14 protein-coding genes are annotated in these 16,821 nt (G+C 45.4%); 5 read left to right on the top strand and 9 right to left on the bottom strand.

Translation table 11 applies throughout. The features are described from left to right. Nucleotides 1–70: 70 nt before the first annotated feature. The 6 genes from cmk to AB4263_RS20335 all read right to left on the bottom strand — a co-directional run bounded on the left by cmk (nt 71) and on the right by AB4263_RS20335 (nt 7,081). Complete coding sequence (gene cmk, locus AB4263_RS20310; RefSeq protein WP_017060237.1) at nt 71–751, bottom strand: (d)CMP kinase; 681 nt, start codon at nt 749–751, stop codon at nt 71–73. A gap of 292 nt (nt 752–1,043) precedes the next feature. Continuing rightward, the gene (gene kdsB / locus AB4263_RS20315) at nt 1,044–1,790 is read right to left on the bottom strand and encodes a 3-deoxy-manno-octulosonate cytidylyltransferase (protein WP_017060236.1); all 747 of its coding nucleotides are present in this window, start codon (nt 1,788–1,790) and stop codon (nt 1,044–1,046) included. Next, entirely contained in the window at nt 1,790–1,969 is a 180-nt protein-coding gene (locus tag AB4263_RS20320; RefSeq protein ID WP_004736429.1) for a Trm112 family protein, read from the bottom strand. Before AB4263_RS20320 ends, kdsB begins: the two co-directional genes overlap by 1 nt. Then, entirely contained in the window at nt 1,950–2,957 is a 1,008-nt protein-coding gene (lpxK, locus tag AB4263_RS20325) for a tetraacyldisaccharide 4'-kinase (RefSeq protein ID WP_372098788.1), read from the bottom strand. The genes AB4263_RS20320 and lpxK overlap by 20 nt, the downstream gene beginning before the upstream one ends. A gap of 13 nt (nt 2,958–2,970) precedes the next feature. Next, nucleotides 2,971–4,719 carry a lipid A ABC transporter ATP-binding protein/permease MsbA gene (msbA, locus tag AB4263_RS20330; protein ID WP_102321278.1) on the bottom strand — a complete coding sequence of 583 codons (1,749 nt, stop codon included), beginning with the start codon at nt 4,717–4,719 and terminating at the stop codon, nt 2,971–2,973. Between the two features lie 31 nt (nt 4,720–4,750). Next, nucleotides 4,751–7,081 carry a DNA internalization-related competence protein ComEC/Rec2 gene (locus AB4263_RS20335; RefSeq protein ID WP_372098783.1) on the bottom strand — a complete coding sequence of 777 codons (2,331 nt, stop codon included), beginning with the start codon at nt 7,079–7,081 and terminating at the stop codon, nt 4,751–4,753. A gap of 17 nt (nt 7,082–7,098) precedes the next feature. Here AB4263_RS20335 and AB4263_RS20340 point away from each other — a divergent pair, with 17 nt between their 5' ends. Continuing rightward, nucleotides 7,099–7,611 carry a DUF2062 domain-containing protein gene (locus tag AB4263_RS20340; protein WP_017060232.1) on the top strand — a complete coding sequence of 171 codons (513 nt, stop codon included), beginning with the start codon at nt 7,099–7,101 and terminating at the stop codon, nt 7,609–7,611. Nucleotides 7,612–7,816: 205 nt separating this feature from the next. On the opposite strand, the gene lolE is transcribed toward AB4263_RS20340, so the two are convergent. The 3 genes from lolE to lolC are packed head-to-tail and all read right to left on the bottom strand — an operon-like array spanning nt 7,817 to nt 10,955. Beyond that, nucleotides 7,817–9,061, bottom strand: coding sequence for a lipoprotein-releasing ABC transporter permease subunit LolE (gene lolE, locus AB4263_RS20345; protein ID WP_017060231.1), 1,245 nt, complete (start codon nt 9,059–9,061; stop codon nt 7,817–7,819). Next, on the bottom strand, nt 9,062–9,754 hold the full coding sequence (gene lolD / locus AB4263_RS20350; RefSeq protein WP_372098784.1) for a lipoprotein-releasing ABC transporter ATP-binding protein LolD: 693 nt from the start codon (nt 9,752–9,754) through the stop codon (nt 9,062–9,064). It lies immediately after the preceding gene. After that, entirely contained in the window at nt 9,747–10,955 is a 1,209-nt protein-coding gene (gene lolC, locus AB4263_RS20355; RefSeq protein ID WP_017072110.1) for a lipoprotein-releasing ABC transporter permease subunit LolC, read from the bottom strand. Before lolC ends, lolD begins: the two co-directional genes overlap by 8 nt. 227 nt (nt 10,956–11,182) lie before the next feature. Between lolC and AB4263_RS20360 the strand changes: the two genes are divergently transcribed. From AB4263_RS20360 to AB4263_RS20375, 4 genes are all read left to right on the top strand, one after another. Beyond that, nucleotides 11,183–11,752 (top strand): PilZ domain-containing protein, encoded by a 570-nt coding sequence (locus AB4263_RS20360; RefSeq protein ID WP_372073113.1) that lies wholly within the window; start codon nt 11,183–11,185, stop codon nt 11,750–11,752. A 6-nt stretch (nt 11,753–11,758) separates the two neighbouring features. Beyond that, a complete protein-coding gene (mfd, locus tag AB4263_RS20365; protein WP_372098785.1) occupies nt 11,759–15,220 on the top strand; it encodes a transcription-repair coupling factor in 3,462 nt (1,153 codons plus the stop codon). A 63-nt stretch (nt 15,221–15,283) separates the two neighbouring features. Continuing rightward, nucleotides 15,284–16,051 carry a peptidoglycan binding protein CsiV gene (locus tag AB4263_RS20370; protein ID WP_372098786.1) on the top strand — a complete coding sequence of 256 codons (768 nt, stop codon included), beginning with the start codon at nt 15,284–15,286 and terminating at the stop codon, nt 16,049–16,051. A gap of 137 nt (nt 16,052–16,188) precedes the next feature. Continuing rightward, a complete protein-coding gene (locus tag AB4263_RS20375) occupies nt 16,189–16,734 on the top strand; it encodes a GNAT family N-acetyltransferase (RefSeq protein ID WP_017060225.1) in 546 nt (181 codons plus the stop codon). Nucleotides 16,735–16,821 lie beyond the last annotated feature (87 nt).

The following is a 16,821-nucleotide window of genomic DNA, read 5'->3' on the forward strand; positions in this document are numbered from 1 at the left end:
CTACCGCATGGGGTTGATAAATTCGCCGGTCATCATCCTTGCGACCAACGTTCGTACTAGCTCGGCGAAATTACCCAGCCAGTTTCGATTCAATATAGTGTAGTGCTTTTTCTACTACCTGCTCAATATTCATTGAGGTGGAATCAAGCACTAGAGCATCCTCTGCAGGGCGAAGTGGCGCCACTGGGCGATTACGATCTCGGTCGTCTCGCTCTTGGATCTCGCTCAAAAGGTCGTCAAATTTAACATCTAACCCCTTCTGTTGCAACTGTTTAAGGCGGCGACTCGCACGCTCTTCAGCACTTGCATCTAAAAATATTTTCGCTTCAGCTTCAGGAAACACAACCGTTCCCATATCACGGCCATCTGCAACCAAACCAGGCGCAGCGCTGAATGCACGTTGACGACGAAGCAGTGCTTCGCGAACGCGAGGTAAAGCAGCAACTTTTGAAGCCGCCATGCCAGTCTCTTCTTTACGAAGTTCACCAGACACATCTTCACCTTCTAGGATAACCTTAACTAAGTCGCCTTCAGCAATAAACTGCACGTCTAAGTGTGTAGCAAGCGGTACTAAAGCATCCTCTGATTCAGTATCCACACCATGGTGAATTGCCGCTAAAGCCAATACGCGATAGATCGCGCCTGAGTCTAGAAGATGAAAGCCTAGCTTATCTGCTAGCAACATACACAGGGTACCTTTACCTGCACCACTTGGTCCATCAACCGTAATCACTGGGCTTTGAGAAGGCATCTTTTACTCCACGTTTTGTCGTAAGTTTTATTCTGTACTAGCGATTCGCCACTACTTTATAGGCGGCATATTATAGAGAAAAATTGGAACTCGAGCGAGGTAAATCTCAGATAATTCCGTGTTGATGATGCATAAACCAATGCAACTATCTCAATATCCGTTTGCTTAGGTTAATAAGACACGCACGCGCTTTTCGATAGCGCACTTTTCGATAGATAGAAAAAAGCCTCGCAATAGGCAAGGCTCATGATTTTTCATTTTGTAGAGCAAACAAGAATTCGCTCAAAGAAGCTTAACCAATAATAGCTCGAACCGCTTCTAGGTCTTCAGGCGTATCAACACCAGCCGCAGGTGCTTCCGCCGCAACGTCTACGTGGATTTTTTCACCGTACCAAAGTACTCGTAATTGCTCTAGGCACTCAATACGTTCAAGAGTGCTTGGTTCCCAGTTAATGTAGGTATTGATAAAACCCGCTCGGTAAGCATAGATACCAATATGACGAAGCAAAGGAGATTCCGCTGCAGTACCGTTGTTCGCGTAAGCATCGCGATCCCAAGGGATGGTTGCTCGGCTAAAATACAAGGCATAACCGTCTTTATCGGTTACAACTTTAACGGCATTAGGGTTAAACACTTCATCAGCATGAGTGATTTCCACACCTAACGTTGCCATCGGAGCTGTACTGTTAGCAAGATTGTTGGCAACCTGATTAATGATCGAAGGTGGGATAAGTGGCTCATCACCTTGAACATTCACGATAATATGATCATCAGGAATATTCATAACTTCAATCACTTCAGCTAGGCGTTCAGTGCCCGATTCGTGATTCGGTGATGTCATACAAACGGTCGCGCCAAATGCTTTAGCCGCTTTTTCAACTCGAGCGTCGTCGGTAGCGATAATAACGTTATCGGCACCCGCTTTCATTGACTGTTCGTATACCCATTGAATCATCGGCTTTCCACCAATGTCAGCAAGTGGCTTCCCTGGTAAACGGCTCGATTGGTATCTTGCAGGTATAACAACCGTATAAGACATTACTTACCCTCATCCATAGAAACGGTGCGAGCTTCAGGTTCTAAAAGAACAGGAATACCCTCTTTAATTGGGTAAGCAAGGCGATCAATTTTACAAACAAGCTCTTGCTTATCCTTGTCAAAAGTTAGTTTACCTTTACATACAGGGCAAGCAACGATCTCAAGTAGACGGTGATCCATAGTATTCCATAACCTCTTTTATTCTTTTTAAAATTTGCTGTTGCGAATCTTCATCGAACTGCGCAGAAACTGGAAGATACCACCAGTTATCTTGAGCATATTCTTCGCATTTTACAGCGTCTTTTTCTGTCATAATCAGATTCATACCTTTCTTAGCTAAGGCATGAAGTTCATCTTTATCAAAATCTTGATGATCGGCGAAACCCTGTGTGAATACCACATCACCATCAAGATCTTCCAATGTTTTAAAAAAGCGCGGTGGGTGGCCAATACCGGCAAAAGCAACCAGCTTCTGTAATTCTGCCACAGACCTTTTCTGACCAGTCTTTAGGTTAACCGCTTGGCTTGGAAGCAAAGACATCGAGAACTCTCGCCCATGCGCTTTACCGCCATTGTTAACCAAAAAGTCGACTTCATCTAAACGAGATACAGGCTCTCTTAACGGGCCTAAAGGAATTAGGCATTCGCTACCAAAGCGTCTTGCGCCGTCGATAACTGCAAATTCAATGTCGCGTTCAAGCGCGTAATGCTGAAGGCCATCGTCAGTGATAATCACATCAACACCTTTGCTCAGCAATGCTTTCACTGCGTTAGCTCGCACAGGGTCGACTGCGACTGGCGCACCAGTTCGCTTACGAATCAAGCGAGGTTCATCACCCGAATGCTCAGCTGAGGTATTTTCATCCAACACCAACGGATAACTTGGTGCTTTTGCACCGTAGCCACGAGATACGACTCCGGGTTTAAAGCCGTGAGCCTGAAGCATCTCAACTAACCAAATCACAACCGGTGTTTTACCATTTCCACCAGCAGTAATATTGCCCACAACAATAACAGGTAAAGGCGGGCGGTAGGTCTCTTTCTTCCCTGAGCGGTAAGCATCACGACGTTGACCACTAATCAATTTAAACAGCAGACTTAGTGGCCACAATAGCGGCCAGAGAAGATATTTCAACGGGTGATTGTTAAACCAAATCTTTTCGATCACAACAAGACCTAATTTATCCGCTGAACTGAATTCGGTGTAATTGTGCATAAGCACCATCATGCGCGATTAGCTCAGCATGTGCGCCCCTTTCTACAATATGTCCATCATCAACCACTAGAATTTCATCAGCTTGCTCGATGGTAGAGAGTCTGTGTGCGATAACTAATACTGTTTTGTCTTTCTGCAGCTCTTCTAATGCAGATTGAATAGCTCTCTCTGACTCTGTATCCAGTGCAGACGTTGCCTCATCAAGAATCAAAACCGGTGCATCTCTCAATAGCGCTCGTGCAATCGCAATACGCTGTCTTTGACCACCAGATAGACTCGCGCCATTCTCGCCCACAACCGTATCAATGCCATTTTCCATACCATCGATAAACTCACTTGCATGAGCAAGCTTAGCCGCGTATTCGATCTGTTCACGTGAATACTGTTCTTCTGCTGCGTAAGCGATGTTGTTAGCCACCGTATCGTTAAACAGATGTACATTTTGAGAAACGAGCGCAAAGTGCTCACGCAGATTTCTCAATTCGTAATCACGAATGTCGTGGCCATCAAGCTCAATTGAACCAGAGTCTACGTCATAAAAACGAGTAAATAGGTTGGCAATGGTACTCTTACCCGAACCCGATCGCCCAACAAGCGCAACCGTTTTACCTTTCGGTATATTAAAGCTGACCTTATCAAGTGCTGGTTTTTCTGCACCGTCATAAGTAAACGTGACATCTTTTACTGCAACTTCACCCGTTACAGTTTCAGGTTTCAACGTTCCTTTGTTTTGCTCGGTATCTAGATCCATCAAGCCAAATAGAGTCGTACTCGCAGCCATACCACGTTGGAATTCAGACGTTACGTTAGTTAACGCCTTTAGCGGACGTAATAGACCAAACATTGCAGAGAAGACAACGGTAAACGTACCAGGAGTAAGCTCGGCTTTAATAGAATCGACACTAGCAAGGAATAGAACCACAACAATCGCAACTGATGCGATCATTTGAATAATCGGGTTAGCGGCCGCTTGAGCAGTGATTAACTTCATGCTTTGTTGGCGCATTTGGTTACTAACTTTATCAAAGCGGTGTTTTTCTAGATCTTGACCACCGTAAGTTAGAACCACTTTATGCCCTTTCAGCATTTGTTCAGCTGAAGAAGCAACGTGACCCATGCTAGTTTGCATGTTCTTAGAGATCTTTCTGAATCGCTTCGATACGATACTGATCGCCCACGCAACCAAAGGCGCTACAGCAAATAACACCAAAGATAACTGCCAACTATTCCAGAACATCAGCGTCAACAAGCCAATAATACTTGCACCTTCACGGACAATACTGACTAACGCTTTACTGGTTGCTGCAGACACTTGCTCTGAATCGTAAGTAATTCGAGATAGCAATGCGCCTGTCTGTTCTTTATCGAAGAAAGAAACAGGCATGTGCATGAAATGGCTGAAAATCTTACGACGAATTTCCATCACCACATTGCCAGAGACCCAACTCAAGCAATAGGTTGAAACAAAGCCACTGACGCCACGAACGAACATCATGGCAAAGATAATAAGTGGAAGTGTACGTAAAAAGTCAGATTCAGCATTACCAAAGCCTTCATCAAGTAACGGCTTTAGTAAGGAAATCATATAGGTATCAGAAACGGCATTTATAATAAGCGCAATTACCGCAACACCTAGGCCGGCCTTATATAATCGAATATAAGTCCAAAGTCTTTTAAATGTGACCCAGGTAGTTTCATCTGTTTGTGTTGACATAGAATCGCTTAATTTTCTCACAATAATCTATCTATTCTACTCCCTTACGGAGCATCTGCCTATACCACTGCCCGCCTTGTTGTTCTCTAATCGCATGATATTGCCAACCTTCTTTGCTAAGAGTGATGGTTATTTGTCCGCTTTCTCCAGTATCTAGCCAAGTACTCCCCGCTTCCTGATAACGTTCAATAACAAACTCACTCGGCATTCCCCACTGGTTGCCTTTGGCAAGAGAAGCTATCGCCAGCTGAGGAGACACCGCCTCAATAAACGACTTAATCGATGACGAATCGCTGCCATGATGCGGAACCAACATAACATCACTCCTTAGCTGTTCTCCTTCACGAGCAAGTAACCACTCACTTACCAGTTCAATATCACCAGTGAGCAACATTGAGAAATCAGCACTATGATCTGAGATCTTGACCACACACGAATGTGGGTTATACGCCCTCTTTACTTGCTTAGGCGGCCACAACACCTCAAAAACAACATCTTGCCAGTTCCAAACCTCTCCAATAGTACATGTTTGAATATTAGACGGGGCTTGAGTGATAGATTGGCGTTCTTGAATAATGTTCTGACTGGTTCTTATCCACTTTGGCGTATAGTTCTCAAGTAATGCCGGATAACCACCAGCATGGTCAGAATCGAAATGACTCACAATCACGCCTTCTAATTCATAAATCCCCCGCTGATTCAAAGTAGGAATCAACAAAGACTCAACAACCGAGCCTCCTGGCCACGCATTGCCAAGATCATAAACAACAATCTGATTGTTCTTTTCCAAGACCAAAGACAACCCATGCCCAACATCCAAGATATCAATAGTTAGTTTGTCTTGCTGGGGTTTGCTGAACTCCCACCACAGCACAAACACTGCAGTTACCAATATCGATAATGTTCGCTTGAAATACCGACTAACAAAGCTCAAAAACAAGATAAGGAATACTGATAATGCAATCGTCTGATTATCGACTTGGATCCAAAATCGCTCAGAGAAAGGAAGACTAAATACGAGAGGCTCAAGCGATAAGTCGACTAACTTCCACAGCTGACTGACCAAATCATTGTCTAGCGCTGTTATACCAACCACGCCAGACACTGACTCCGATATTAAGCTTAGAAACATTGCCAGAAACAACAGCGGGATCGTCACCATCGATACCCAAGGCAAAAGGAACAAGTTGTAGAAAACAGAGACTAAACTGACTCCTTTGAAAAACAACATCGAGGAAGGCGCGATAAGGAATGTCAGCATCAGTTGAAGCTTAATAAGTTGGAGTGCGTGGTCGATAAATGTAAAGCTTGAAGCTGAGCGCTGAGTATTACAGGCGATATAGAAAACAGCGCCCAATGCACCAAAGGACAACCAAAAACTGCTCGACAAAGCTGAAAACGGCCAAATCAGCAGAACCACGCACACACTTAAAGTAACATACCGAAGCAAACTGATATTTTGCCCACGCCACAAGAAATAACTCGCGATAACGCACATCACCAAAGCTCTCAAAGTTGGCAGCGTGAATCCAGCAAACCAACTATAGAAATACGCCAAGCCGAGCCCGAATATTGTAGGTAACCAAAGAAATGAAGGGGAAAGTAACCTTAATATCTTGCCAATCTGATAGCCGATACCAAAGGCAATCCCAATATGCAGCCCCGAAATAGCCATCAAGTGAATCAGGCCACTGCTTTTAAGAATATCCCACCGCTGAGGCGGAATAAGGTCTCGATATCCAAAACTCAAAGCGATAATGAGATCTTGATTTGCCAGCAGACTTAACCTTTCAAGGCTGGCTTCAAACCATTGGGCGCGTAAGTTGGTGCTAGAATGAATTCGGTACTTGGTATCTGCTCTGTAAGTTGCATTGGCAACCACGCCAGCACTAAACAAGTACTTTTCTCGGTCAAAGCCGGCTTCGTTGAGTTTGCCCCATATCGGCTTTATTGAGGCCGATAAATAGACATCATCTCCAAGCGTTAGCTTGAAAGGAGTAAACAAACGCAATTTTATCAATTGAGGAAAGATTAATTTTTCGCCGCCAATTGATCTGACTACTATTACGCTTTCAAAACCGTGGCTATTTTCACTAAAAAGGCTAACAACCGACGCATTTATGGTAGTATTCTGCCCTGATTGGAATAAGCGACTCGTTTGTATTTCAATCGCATTCCCTAGGCAGATAACTAGTATCAATGCTGTTACTGGACCTCTTGCACTCCGGAAAACGCTATACTTTGTTGGTGCTAGCAGTAACAACAGCATCAATGGTGCCCAAACCCAATGTGGCATCACAGGCCAGAAGCTGGCAGACACAACTGTCGCAGCAAATGAAATCAAGAACCAAGTGTTAAACAAGAGAGTAGCTTCCTCCTATGCCAAGAAAGTTTATCAAACGATTTATGCCTGACCATGATCTAATCAAGCGTCAGAAAGCATTGAAAGTTTTTGGCAATGTTTTGTACAACCCCAACTTATGGTGCCTTAATCGTCGCTCTGCGGCTGGCGCGTTTGCTGTTGGGTTATTCATGGCGTTTGTCCCTCTACCAAGTCAAATGATTATGTCTGCAGGCCTTGCTGTTGCATGTGGCGTTAACCTGCCTTTAGCTGTCGCACTTGTTTGGATCAGTAACCCGGTTACCATGCCTGTTCTCTTCTACTTTGCTTATAAAGTCGGGGCGTTTGTTATGCATGTGCCACCGCAAGCCTTCCATTTCGAATTGTCTTGGGACTTCATCTTGGCGCAAATGAGCACTATAGGGCCTCCGTTCTTATTGGGTTGTCTGATTTGTGGCGTGGTTTCAGCAATGATTGGCTACTTTGGTATTCGCGGTTTATGGCGCTACTCAGTAGTAAGAAGTTGGAAGAAGCGACAAGCAAGGCACTGAACGCCATTTCTTGTTATTCAATCTAACCTTGTATGCGCTTCACTTAAAACGTACACAAGTTAAAATCGGATGAGCTACTTACCTCTGCAAGATTGGCATGTAACGAAAGTCGTAAAGAACACGAATTGAATTCAATAAAAAAGGATCCCACTGGGATCCTTTTTTGTATCGACTGAAAACTGACGGCCTGTTATTTAGGCGAATGCTATTTAGAACTCAGCACTGAGGCTGGATTCAACTTCGCCGCGCGTGATGCTGGGTACCATGTCGCCAGTAAACTCAGCACAATCGCAGTGCCGGAAACCACAACAACATCCGTCATATCAAGTTGTGATGGCAAGAAGTCGACAAAATAGATATCACCGGACAAGAACTGGTGATCGACCAACTTTTCAAGTCCTTTGATTAGTGTCGTGAGATTAAGAGCGACTAGCACACCTATTGCACTGCCCACTAAACTGCCTAACACGCCTGAGAATACGCCCTGCCAAACAAAGATGCGCTTCACAAGGCCGTCTGATGCACCCATGGTTCTTAAAATCGCGATCTCTGATGCTCTGTCTTTTACTGCCATCATTAGCGTCGAGACAATATTGAAACAAGCCACACCAATAACCAGTACCATCACCAGATACATGATGGTACGAACGAGTTGGATATCTCGATACAAGAAACCAAACTTCTGCTGCCAGCTTCGTAGATACACATACACATCAAGCTGATTGCCCACTTCACGCACAATAGAGTTCGCGTTCAGCACATCGGTCACTTTTAAAGAGACTCCAGTTACCGCCTCACCTAAGTTGGCGTAGACCTGAGCATCACCAATCGGAATCAGAGCCAAGCTGTGGTCAATCTGGCCATTAAGCGTCAGCAAGCCAACCACTTTCACTCGAACACGCTTTGGCGCCTGAACCTTCACAGAACCGTTTACCGCTGGAATCATCAAAGTCAGATAATCACCGACTTTCGCACCCAGCACATTCGCTACACCAGAACCTAAGATGATTTGTTGTTGCCCTGCTTTAAACTCACTCCAAGCTTGCTTATCGATAAAACTCGACAGGCTCGATACTTGTTGCTCAAGTTGTGGGTCAACGCCGCGAACTTCAATTGCTTTGAGTTCTTTGCCCTTTTCAGCAAGCGCTGTAATTTTTACATAAGGCGCAGCAGCAACGACTTTATCGTGCTTAACCGACTCCTCAATCACGTGCTCCCAACGAGTCACAGGCTCATTCACGCCTTCAAATTCACCATGAGGAATGACAGAAAGTACTCGTGATTGAAGCTCTCGCTCAAAGCCATTCATCGCAGATAAGCCGATAATGATCACCGCGACACCAACCGCAATACCAATGGTCGAAGACAATGAGATGAACGACACCATCTTGTCTCGTTGTTTCGCACGGCTAAATCGGCCGCCTATCAATAGAGATAAAGAGGAAAACACTTAGCTCTCCTCTTTTTCTACGTTGACCAGTAAACCATCTTGCATGTGAAGTTGGCGATCCATCTTACCGGCAAGTTCACCATCGTGAGTCACGACCAAAAAGGCAGTATCGTATTCACGGTTCAGTTCACGCATTAAGTCGTAAATAGACAGTGCGGTGTTATGGTCAAGGTTACCGGTTGGTTCATCCGCCAACACTAGCGCAGGCTTATTCACCAATGCACGAGCAATCGCCACACGTTGCCTCTCGCCACCAGAAAGCTCTGAAGGTCGGTGGTCCACGCGGTGACTCAATCCAACTTTGTCCAACAAACGTTGTGCTTCTTGCTTTGCTTTAGCGGGCTTTTTGCCGCCAATCAATAACGGCATCGCCACGTTTTCTAAAGCTGAAAAGTCAGATAGAAGATGATGGAACTGATACACAAAGCCAAGATGCTTGTTGCGAAGCTTCGCCTGCTTATTCGAACTCAAAGATGCTAAATCTTGACCAAGAAAACTCACACTGCCCGCAGAAGCATCGTCTAATGCGCCTAAGATATGCAGTAAGGTACTTTTGCCCGAGCCAGAGGTACCGATGATTGCTACTAGCTCACCCTTTTCGATGTCAAAGCTGACTCCCTTGAGCACCTCAGTATCTAACGAGCCTTCACGGTACGTTTTACGGATATCATTACATTGAAGAAAATTACTCATAACGAAGGGCCTCAGCAGGTTTCACAGACGATGCACGATAAGAAGGGAATACAGTGGCAATCAGGCTAAGTGCAATAGCCAGAACCACAACAACAGCGATTTGAATTGGGTTAATCAAAATTGGTAACTGTCCACCAAAGGAGAATAGAGCAACGCCCATCGCCTCTAAAATAGTATTAAGGTTCATCGCTAGAGCAACGCCTAACACACCACCAGAGAGCGCACCAATCACGCCACTACTTGCGCCTTGAACCATGAAGATCCCCATGACTTGACCATCAGTCATGCCTTGGGTCTTAAGAATCGCGACTTCAGACTGCTTCTCCATCACCACCATGATAAGTGCTGAGATAATATTGAAAGCAGCAACACCGATGATAAGCCCAAGCATTAAACCCATCATGTTTTTTTCCATACGAACGGCTTGGAATAGCTCACCTCGTTGGTCTCGCCAGTCGCTCCACAACCAACCTTCCGGTAATGGCTGAGTTGATAACTCTGCGACTTCAAACGGGTCTTCAAAAAATAGTCGCCAGCCTGAAATAGTGTCTGATTTATAACGCATCAAACGCCCAGCGTCTTGGATGTCTGTCACCATCAGTTGAGCGTCGATATCAGAACCTGTATTGAAAATACCGGCAACGGTGAAATTTCGTTGGCTTGGAATACGACCTAACGGGGTGTACTGGCTCGCGCTGGTCACCATTAGACGAACTTTGTCGCCCATCGATACTTTTAGGTTTCTCGCCAGAGTATGACCAAGAAACAGCTGATATTGCCCAGCTTGAAGTGAAGACAAGCGACCCGCGATTAAGTGGTCTTGAAGTGGATCATCAGAATTGGGTTGGATGCCAATCAAAAGGCCAGCAGAAAGCTGAGCAGGGCTCTGAATCACTGCCTCACTGCGAACAATCGGTTCAACATGACCATTAAGCGAAATTTGTTCTGCGAAGCTTGGGGCTTTTTCAGAAAGTGAGGTCGTGCCTCCTTGTTCATAAACCACAGCCTGAGGAAGAACGCCGAGAATTCGGTCTTTTAATTGCGCTTCGAATCCATTCATTACCGATAAAACAGTAATCAAAGACAGCACACCAATGGTGATACCTGCCGTCGACATGTAAGAAACAAAACGGCTAAAGCGATCACCTGAACGGCCTTTCAAATAACGCAGGCCAACAAACATTGAAATAGGATGAAACATACTTTGAACCATCAAAAAGGGATGCGGGTTAATGTAACGGGTATTGCTGTTACTGTGTAGGGGGTAATTGAAAATATAGAGTGAATTAACTCAATTAGTTAGGCCTGAAAAACAGAACCCTGTCAAAACACCAAATTTCAAACAACTATTTGATAGTTTCAATTAACTGACCTTGATTACTGCGGCCACATAGCGATAATCAATAGATCACTTCAAGGAACTAACGCATGACAGAACAAGAGTTTTTCACCGTTCACCACAGCCTTACCGCTAATATAGAGCCAATGGAAAGTAACTTCACTTTACCTTCTCAAATTCAGTTCGAATCCGAGATCCCTGCCCCTTTCGTTGTGGCGAGTGAATTTAGCCAATTGGACCTGTTAGCCGACAGTGCTCGCGCTGAACTGAAAAACAGCGACTTGAAGAACGTCACCAGTTTATTGGATGCACAAAACTCTAAATTAAACCTGTTGTTGAGCTTTATGTTATCGCAGCAAGATGAAGAGAAGTTTCGTACTCACACCTACTCTTTCGGTGCGAGTCAATTTTCCTGCTTTTCAAAAACAGATATCGAAGCGGGACGTTTAGTAAAAGCTAAACTGTTCCTAGAGCACCCTGCCGCAGCCATATACTGCTACGCGGAAGTGTTTGCAAGCCAGCCTAAAGATTCCGGTTTCGAAATTAACTTCAAATACGCTCATCTTCGCGATACTGACCAAGACCTGCTAATTAAAGCGGCACTTTATCAACAACAGAAACTCTTGCGTCAACGCTCTCTAGACCGAGATAACAAGTAAATTAACATGACCAAAAAATCCATATTTACACTACCTAAACTTAAAGGTGCCGGTGACAAAAAGCAAATCGGTAACCTAGTCGGTTCGTCTCTCGCTCTTGCCATTGCCAAACTCGCAGAGCAACACAACAGCCATACCGTCTTGGCTGTACCCGACCCACAAGTGGCGCTTAAGCTTCAATCTGAAATTGAACAGTTTACGGCACATGAAGTCGCATTATTCCCTGACTGGGAAACGCTGCCATACGATAGCTTCTCGCCGCACCAAGAGATCATCTCAGATCGTATCGCACGCCTTTACGCACTGCCAACACTAAAAGATGGCATCACGATCGTTCCGATCAGCACGTTATTGCAACGCCAGTCACCGCGTGACTTTTTGCTACAACACACGTTAATGGTGAAAACGGGCGATCTCTACTCTTTAGAGAAACTGCGTCTACAGCTTGAAAAGTCAGGCTATCGTTACGTTGACCAAGTGTTTGGCCCCGGTGAATACGCAAGCCGTGGCTCTATTCTCGATCTGTTCCCAATGGGCAGTAAAGACCCGTATCGAATCGATTTTTTCGATGACGAAATCGACACTATTCGTACTTTCGATCCTGAAAACCAGCGTTCTATCGAAGACATCTCTGAGATCCGCCTGCTGCCTGCTCACGAATTCCCGACCTCGGAAACAGCGATTGAAGATTTCCGTATTCGTTGGCGCCAACAGTTTGATGCGCGCCGCGAACCAGAATCGGTTTATATGCAGGTTTCTAAGGGTACTTGGCCTGCTGGTATCGAGTACTGGCAACCGCTGTTCTTCGATCACACAGAAACCTTGTTTGATTACGTTGCCGATGAAGCGCAACTGCTGATTCTAGGTGATGTCGAGACTGCAGTAGACTCATTCCTAACGGACGTTGCTCATCGATACGAACAGCGCGGTGTTGACCCATTACGGCCACTTCTCACGCCTGAACAACTGTGGTTGAAGAAAGACGAGCTGTTCGCTCACTTCAAACAGAAGCCACAAGTTAACCTGAGTCTAGATTCGATTGAAGAGAAAGCAGGCCGCACCAACTTGCCTGTCGTGTCATTACCTGACCTCAGCGTTCAGCATCAAAATAAAGAACCTTTAGCTAACCTAAGAAAGTTCACAGAAGCCTTCGAAGGCAAAGTCGTCTTTTCAGTTGAGTCAGAAGGTCGTCGTGAAGCGCTGAGTGAACTGCTTCGTGGTATTAAAGTACGACCAAGCGAAGTTGAAAACCTCGATGCCTCAATTAAAGGCAAAGACAAGTTCAGCCTCATCCTTGGCTCTGCTGAACACGGTTTTATCCATGAAGAGCAAAACATCGCCCTTGTCTGTGAAAGCGACCTGTTAGGTGATCGCGTTGTACAACGTCGTAAGAAAGACAAAAAAAGTGTTAACAGCGACACTGTCATTCGTCACTTAGCCGAACTTAAACCGGGTCAACCTGTTGTGCACATTGACCACGGTATTGGTCGCTACATCGGCTTGCAAACACTCGAAGCCGGTGGCATGAAAACAGAATACGTAACGCTTGAGTATCAAAATGATGCCAAGCTCTACGTACCTGTTGCTTCTCTGAACTTAATCGGGCGCTACTCTGGCGGCGCTGAAGATTCTGCACCACTGCATAAACTAGGTGGTGAGGCGTGGCAAAAAGCGCGTAAGCGTGCCGCTGAAAAAGTACGTGACGTTGCTGCAGAGCTGCTGGATGTTTACGCCAAGCGTGAGCTTAAACCTGGCTATAAATTTGTTTTAGATCGCGGGCAATACGCAACCTTCAAATCTGGCTTCCCGTTTGAAGAAACCGATGACCAAGCGATGGCAATCAATGCGGTGATGTCTGACATGTGCCAAGCAAAAGCCATGGACCGCTTAGTGTGTGGTGATGTTGGTTTTGGTAAAACAGAAGTCGCAATGCGCGCAGCATTCGTTTGTACGGATAACAGTAAACAAGTGGCGGTGTTAGTTCCTACTACCCTACTTGCTCAGCAACACTTCGAGAACTTCCGTGACCGTTTCGCCAACTTGCCGATTCGTGTTGAGGTTCTATCCCGATTCAAATCAGCTAAAGAGCAGAAGTTGATCATGCAAGATGTCGCCGACGGTAAGGTCGATATCTTAGTGGGTACTCACAAGCTACTTTCCAGTGATATTAAGTTTAAAGACCTTGGCTTGCTGGTTGTCGATGAAGAACACCGATTTGGTGTGCGTCAGAAAGAGAAAGTGAAAGCGATGCGTGCGGATGTCGATATTCTAACGCTTACTGCGACACCGATCCCGCGAACGCTGAACATGGCAATGAGTGGCATGCGTGACCTTTCGATCATCGCTACACCACCCGCACGACGCTTGGCAATTAAAACCTTCGTTCGCGAGAGTGATGATGCCATCGTCAGAGAAGCGGTGCTGCGTGAAATCATGCGTGGTGGCCAGGTTTACTTCCTACACAACCAAGTCGACACGATTGAGAAAACAGCAGAGTCATTGCAAAAGCTGATTCCAGAGGCGCGCGTGACTGTAGCTCATGGCCAGATGCGAGAGCGCGAACTGGAACGCATCATGAATGACTTCTACCACCAGCGCTTCAACTTACTGGTGTGTACAACCATCATTGAAACCGGTATCGACGTACCAACGGCAAATACCATCTTGATGGACAGAGCCGATAACCTTGGTTTAGCACAGCTGCACCAATTACGTGGTCGTGTAGGTCGTTCGCACCACCAAGCTTATGCTTACTTGTTAACGCCACACCCTAAAGCAATGACCAAAGATGCGATCAAGCGATTGGATGCGATAGCTTCGCTCGAAGACTTGGGCGCAGGCTTTACCCTAGCAACTCACGATTTAGAGATTCGTGGTGCGGGTGAGCTGTTGGGTGATGAACAGAGTGGTCAAATCCAGTCGGTTGGTTTCACCTTGTACATGGAGATGCTTGAACAAGCGGTTGAAGCGTTGAAAGAAGGTCGAGAGCCTTCGCTTGATGATCTATTGCGTGAACAAACTGAAATTGAGATGCGTCTGCCTGCACTATTGCCAGACGACTATATTCCAGACATCAACACGCGTTTATCAACATACAAACGTATTGCGAGTGTGAGTGACACCGACGAATTGGCAGAGTTGAAAGTCGAGCTGATTGATCGCTTCGGCCTTCTGCCTGATGCAACCAAGAACTTGTTATCAGTTTCTGAGCTAAAATTAGCCGCAGCGTCTATCAAAGCGAAGAAAATTGAAGCCCACGATAAGGGTGGATTCTTAGAATTCTACCCGGATGCTGACATAAACCCGACCTACCTTGTTAAACTGTTGCAATCTCAACCGCAAAAGTTTTCAATGGAAGGACCAACAAAGTTCAAGTTTACGATACCATTGGTCGACAGACGGAAGCGAATTCAATTTGTTAGTGATTTATTGGGCGAATTCAGACAAAACTTGCTGCCTTCAGCATAAGACCCAATCCACTTGCACATATAAATTATCCAGCCGGTAGTTCGGCTGGAAGACGGAGTAAAAATGAAAAGACTGATCCCACTGCTACTATTGTTCGTCTCACTGCCAAGTTTGGCGCAGAGACAATTTGATATAGAAGTGATCATTTTTAAGCGCGCTGTTGATGCAGAGAAGGTGAACGAATCTTGGCCAAATACACAGCCTAAGATTTCACTTGAACGCGTTGGTTCATTTCAAGATACCCAATACCGAGCAAAGAAAGGCGTTCAAATGCTACCTTACTCGGAATACAAGTTAACGCCTCAGAAAGACAAGCTACGTAAACACGCTGGCTTTGAAGTTCTGATGCATACCGCTTGGCGTCAAGGCGACCAAGGTAAGAGCTCGGCACCTGTTTTCCATATTCAAGCAGGTAAAGATTTCTCTAAACAGTTTAATGCTGATGGCTCTGAAAAAGGCGCAAACACTGCAGGCAGCGCTGATGGGTTCCAAGAAGAGACCATTGATAAGCCACTCTACGAATTAGACGGCAAGCTGCAAATCTACGTTCAGCACTACCTATACGCTGAAACGACATTAGATTTAAAAGCGCCAAGCGTTCGTGAAGTGACTCTACAAGAGCAACAAATTGAGCTAGATTCACCAGTAAGTGGCGCAGAAAGCAACGTCCAGGTGGGCAATCTAACTGAAATTTCTCCGACGGTTGAAGTCCAAGAGTTCCTTAAGAGCTACCGCATGGACCAAAAACGTCGTATGCGCAGTACAGAAACTCATTACCTTGACCACCCACTTCTTGGAATGGTGATTCAAGTTAGACGTGTAGCGCAGTAAATTACTTGCCGATTCGGCTATAATTATATAAATAATTCAATCCGCCCTCCTAGTGAGGGCGTTTTATTAAGTGCTATCTATCTTTATTCTGTACTGACTCTCTTTGCTCAGTACTTACACGTTACTTGGTACGCTCTATGAGCCCTGAATTTCAGATCAACACACAAAATCTTAGCCTTAAAATCATTGAGGCCTCAGATGCTCAAGAATTTTCTCAGCTGGTTAAGTCCTCCCCTAGCTTGCTGCCATGGGTCGACTGGTGTCATAAAGAGTTTTCTATCGTCGAGGCCGAGAAATTTATTCTGGCAACTCGCCTGAACTGGGTGAAAGCCGATGCGTTTGGCTTTGGCATCTTTGAACGAAAAAGCGATAAGTTAGTCGGTATGGTTGCCATTAATGAGCTTTACCACACCTTTAATATGGCGAGTTTAGGTTATTGGGTCGGTGATGACTTTCAAAGGAGAGGGATCGCCAAAGAAGCGATGTTCGCCCTATTTGAATTTTGTTTCGCGCAACTCAAGTTAACGCGTTTGGAGATTGTCTGCGATACCGAGAACCTACCCAGCCAAAAGTTGATCGAGAAGTGTGGCGCTGAGCGAGAAACCATTGCCCAGAATCGATTTCTGTTTAACGGTAAGCCGAAAGATGGCGTGGTTTATTCTGTGCTACCTCCAACGTCTTAACAGCAGAAATGAGTTCAACACCTGCGATAATCCATAATCGACACGATCAAAAAAGAGCTCCGAAGAGCTAATGCCGTTCACTTAAGA

It is taken from the genome of Vibrio sp. 10N.261.55.C5, assembly GCF_041470505.1.
In the GTDB taxonomy this organism is placed as follows: domain Bacteria; phylum Pseudomonadota; class Gammaproteobacteria; order Enterobacterales; family Vibrionaceae; genus Vibrio; species Vibrio crassostreae_C.

What these genes read in the sequence shown, in the direction of transcription:
- lolC (WP_017072110.1), bottom strand. Translation starts at nt 10,955, where the DNA reads ATGTTTCATCCTATTTCAATGTTTGTTGGCCTGCGTTATTTGAAAGGC.
- cmk (WP_017060237.1), bottom strand. Translation starts at nt 751, where the DNA reads ATGCCTTCTCAAAGCCCAGTGATTACGGTTGATGGACCAAGTGGTGCA.
- AB4263_RS20320 (WP_004736429.1), bottom strand. Translation starts at nt 1,969, where the DNA reads ATGGATCACCGTCTACTTGAGATCGTTGCTTGCCCTGTATGTAAAGGT.
- kdsB (WP_017060236.1), bottom strand. Translation starts at nt 1,790, where the DNA reads ATGTCTTATACGGTTGTTATACCTGCAAGATACCAATCGAGCCGTTTA.
- AB4263_RS20360 (WP_372073113.1), top strand. Translation starts at nt 11,183, where the DNA reads ATGACAGAACAAGAGTTTTTCACCGTTCACCACAGCCTTACCGCTAAT.
- msbA (WP_102321278.1), bottom strand. Translation starts at nt 4,719, where the DNA reads ATGTCAACACAAACAGATGAAACTACCTGGGTCACATTTAAAAGACTT.
- mfd (WP_372098785.1), top strand. Translation starts at nt 11,759, where the DNA reads ATGACCAAAAAATCCATATTTACACTACCTAAACTTAAAGGTGCCGGT.
- AB4263_RS20340 (WP_017060232.1), top strand. Translation starts at nt 7,099, where the DNA reads ATGCCAAGAAAGTTTATCAAACGATTTATGCCTGACCATGATCTAATC.
- lolD (WP_372098784.1), bottom strand. Translation starts at nt 9,754, where the DNA reads ATGAGTAATTTTCTTCAATGTAATGATATCCGTAAAACGTACCGTGAA.
- AB4263_RS20375 (WP_017060225.1), top strand. Translation starts at nt 16,189, where the DNA reads ATGAGCCCTGAATTTCAGATCAACACACAAAATCTTAGCCTTAAAATC.
- AB4263_RS20370 (WP_372098786.1), top strand. Translation starts at nt 15,284, where the DNA reads ATGAAAAGACTGATCCCACTGCTACTATTGTTCGTCTCACTGCCAAGT.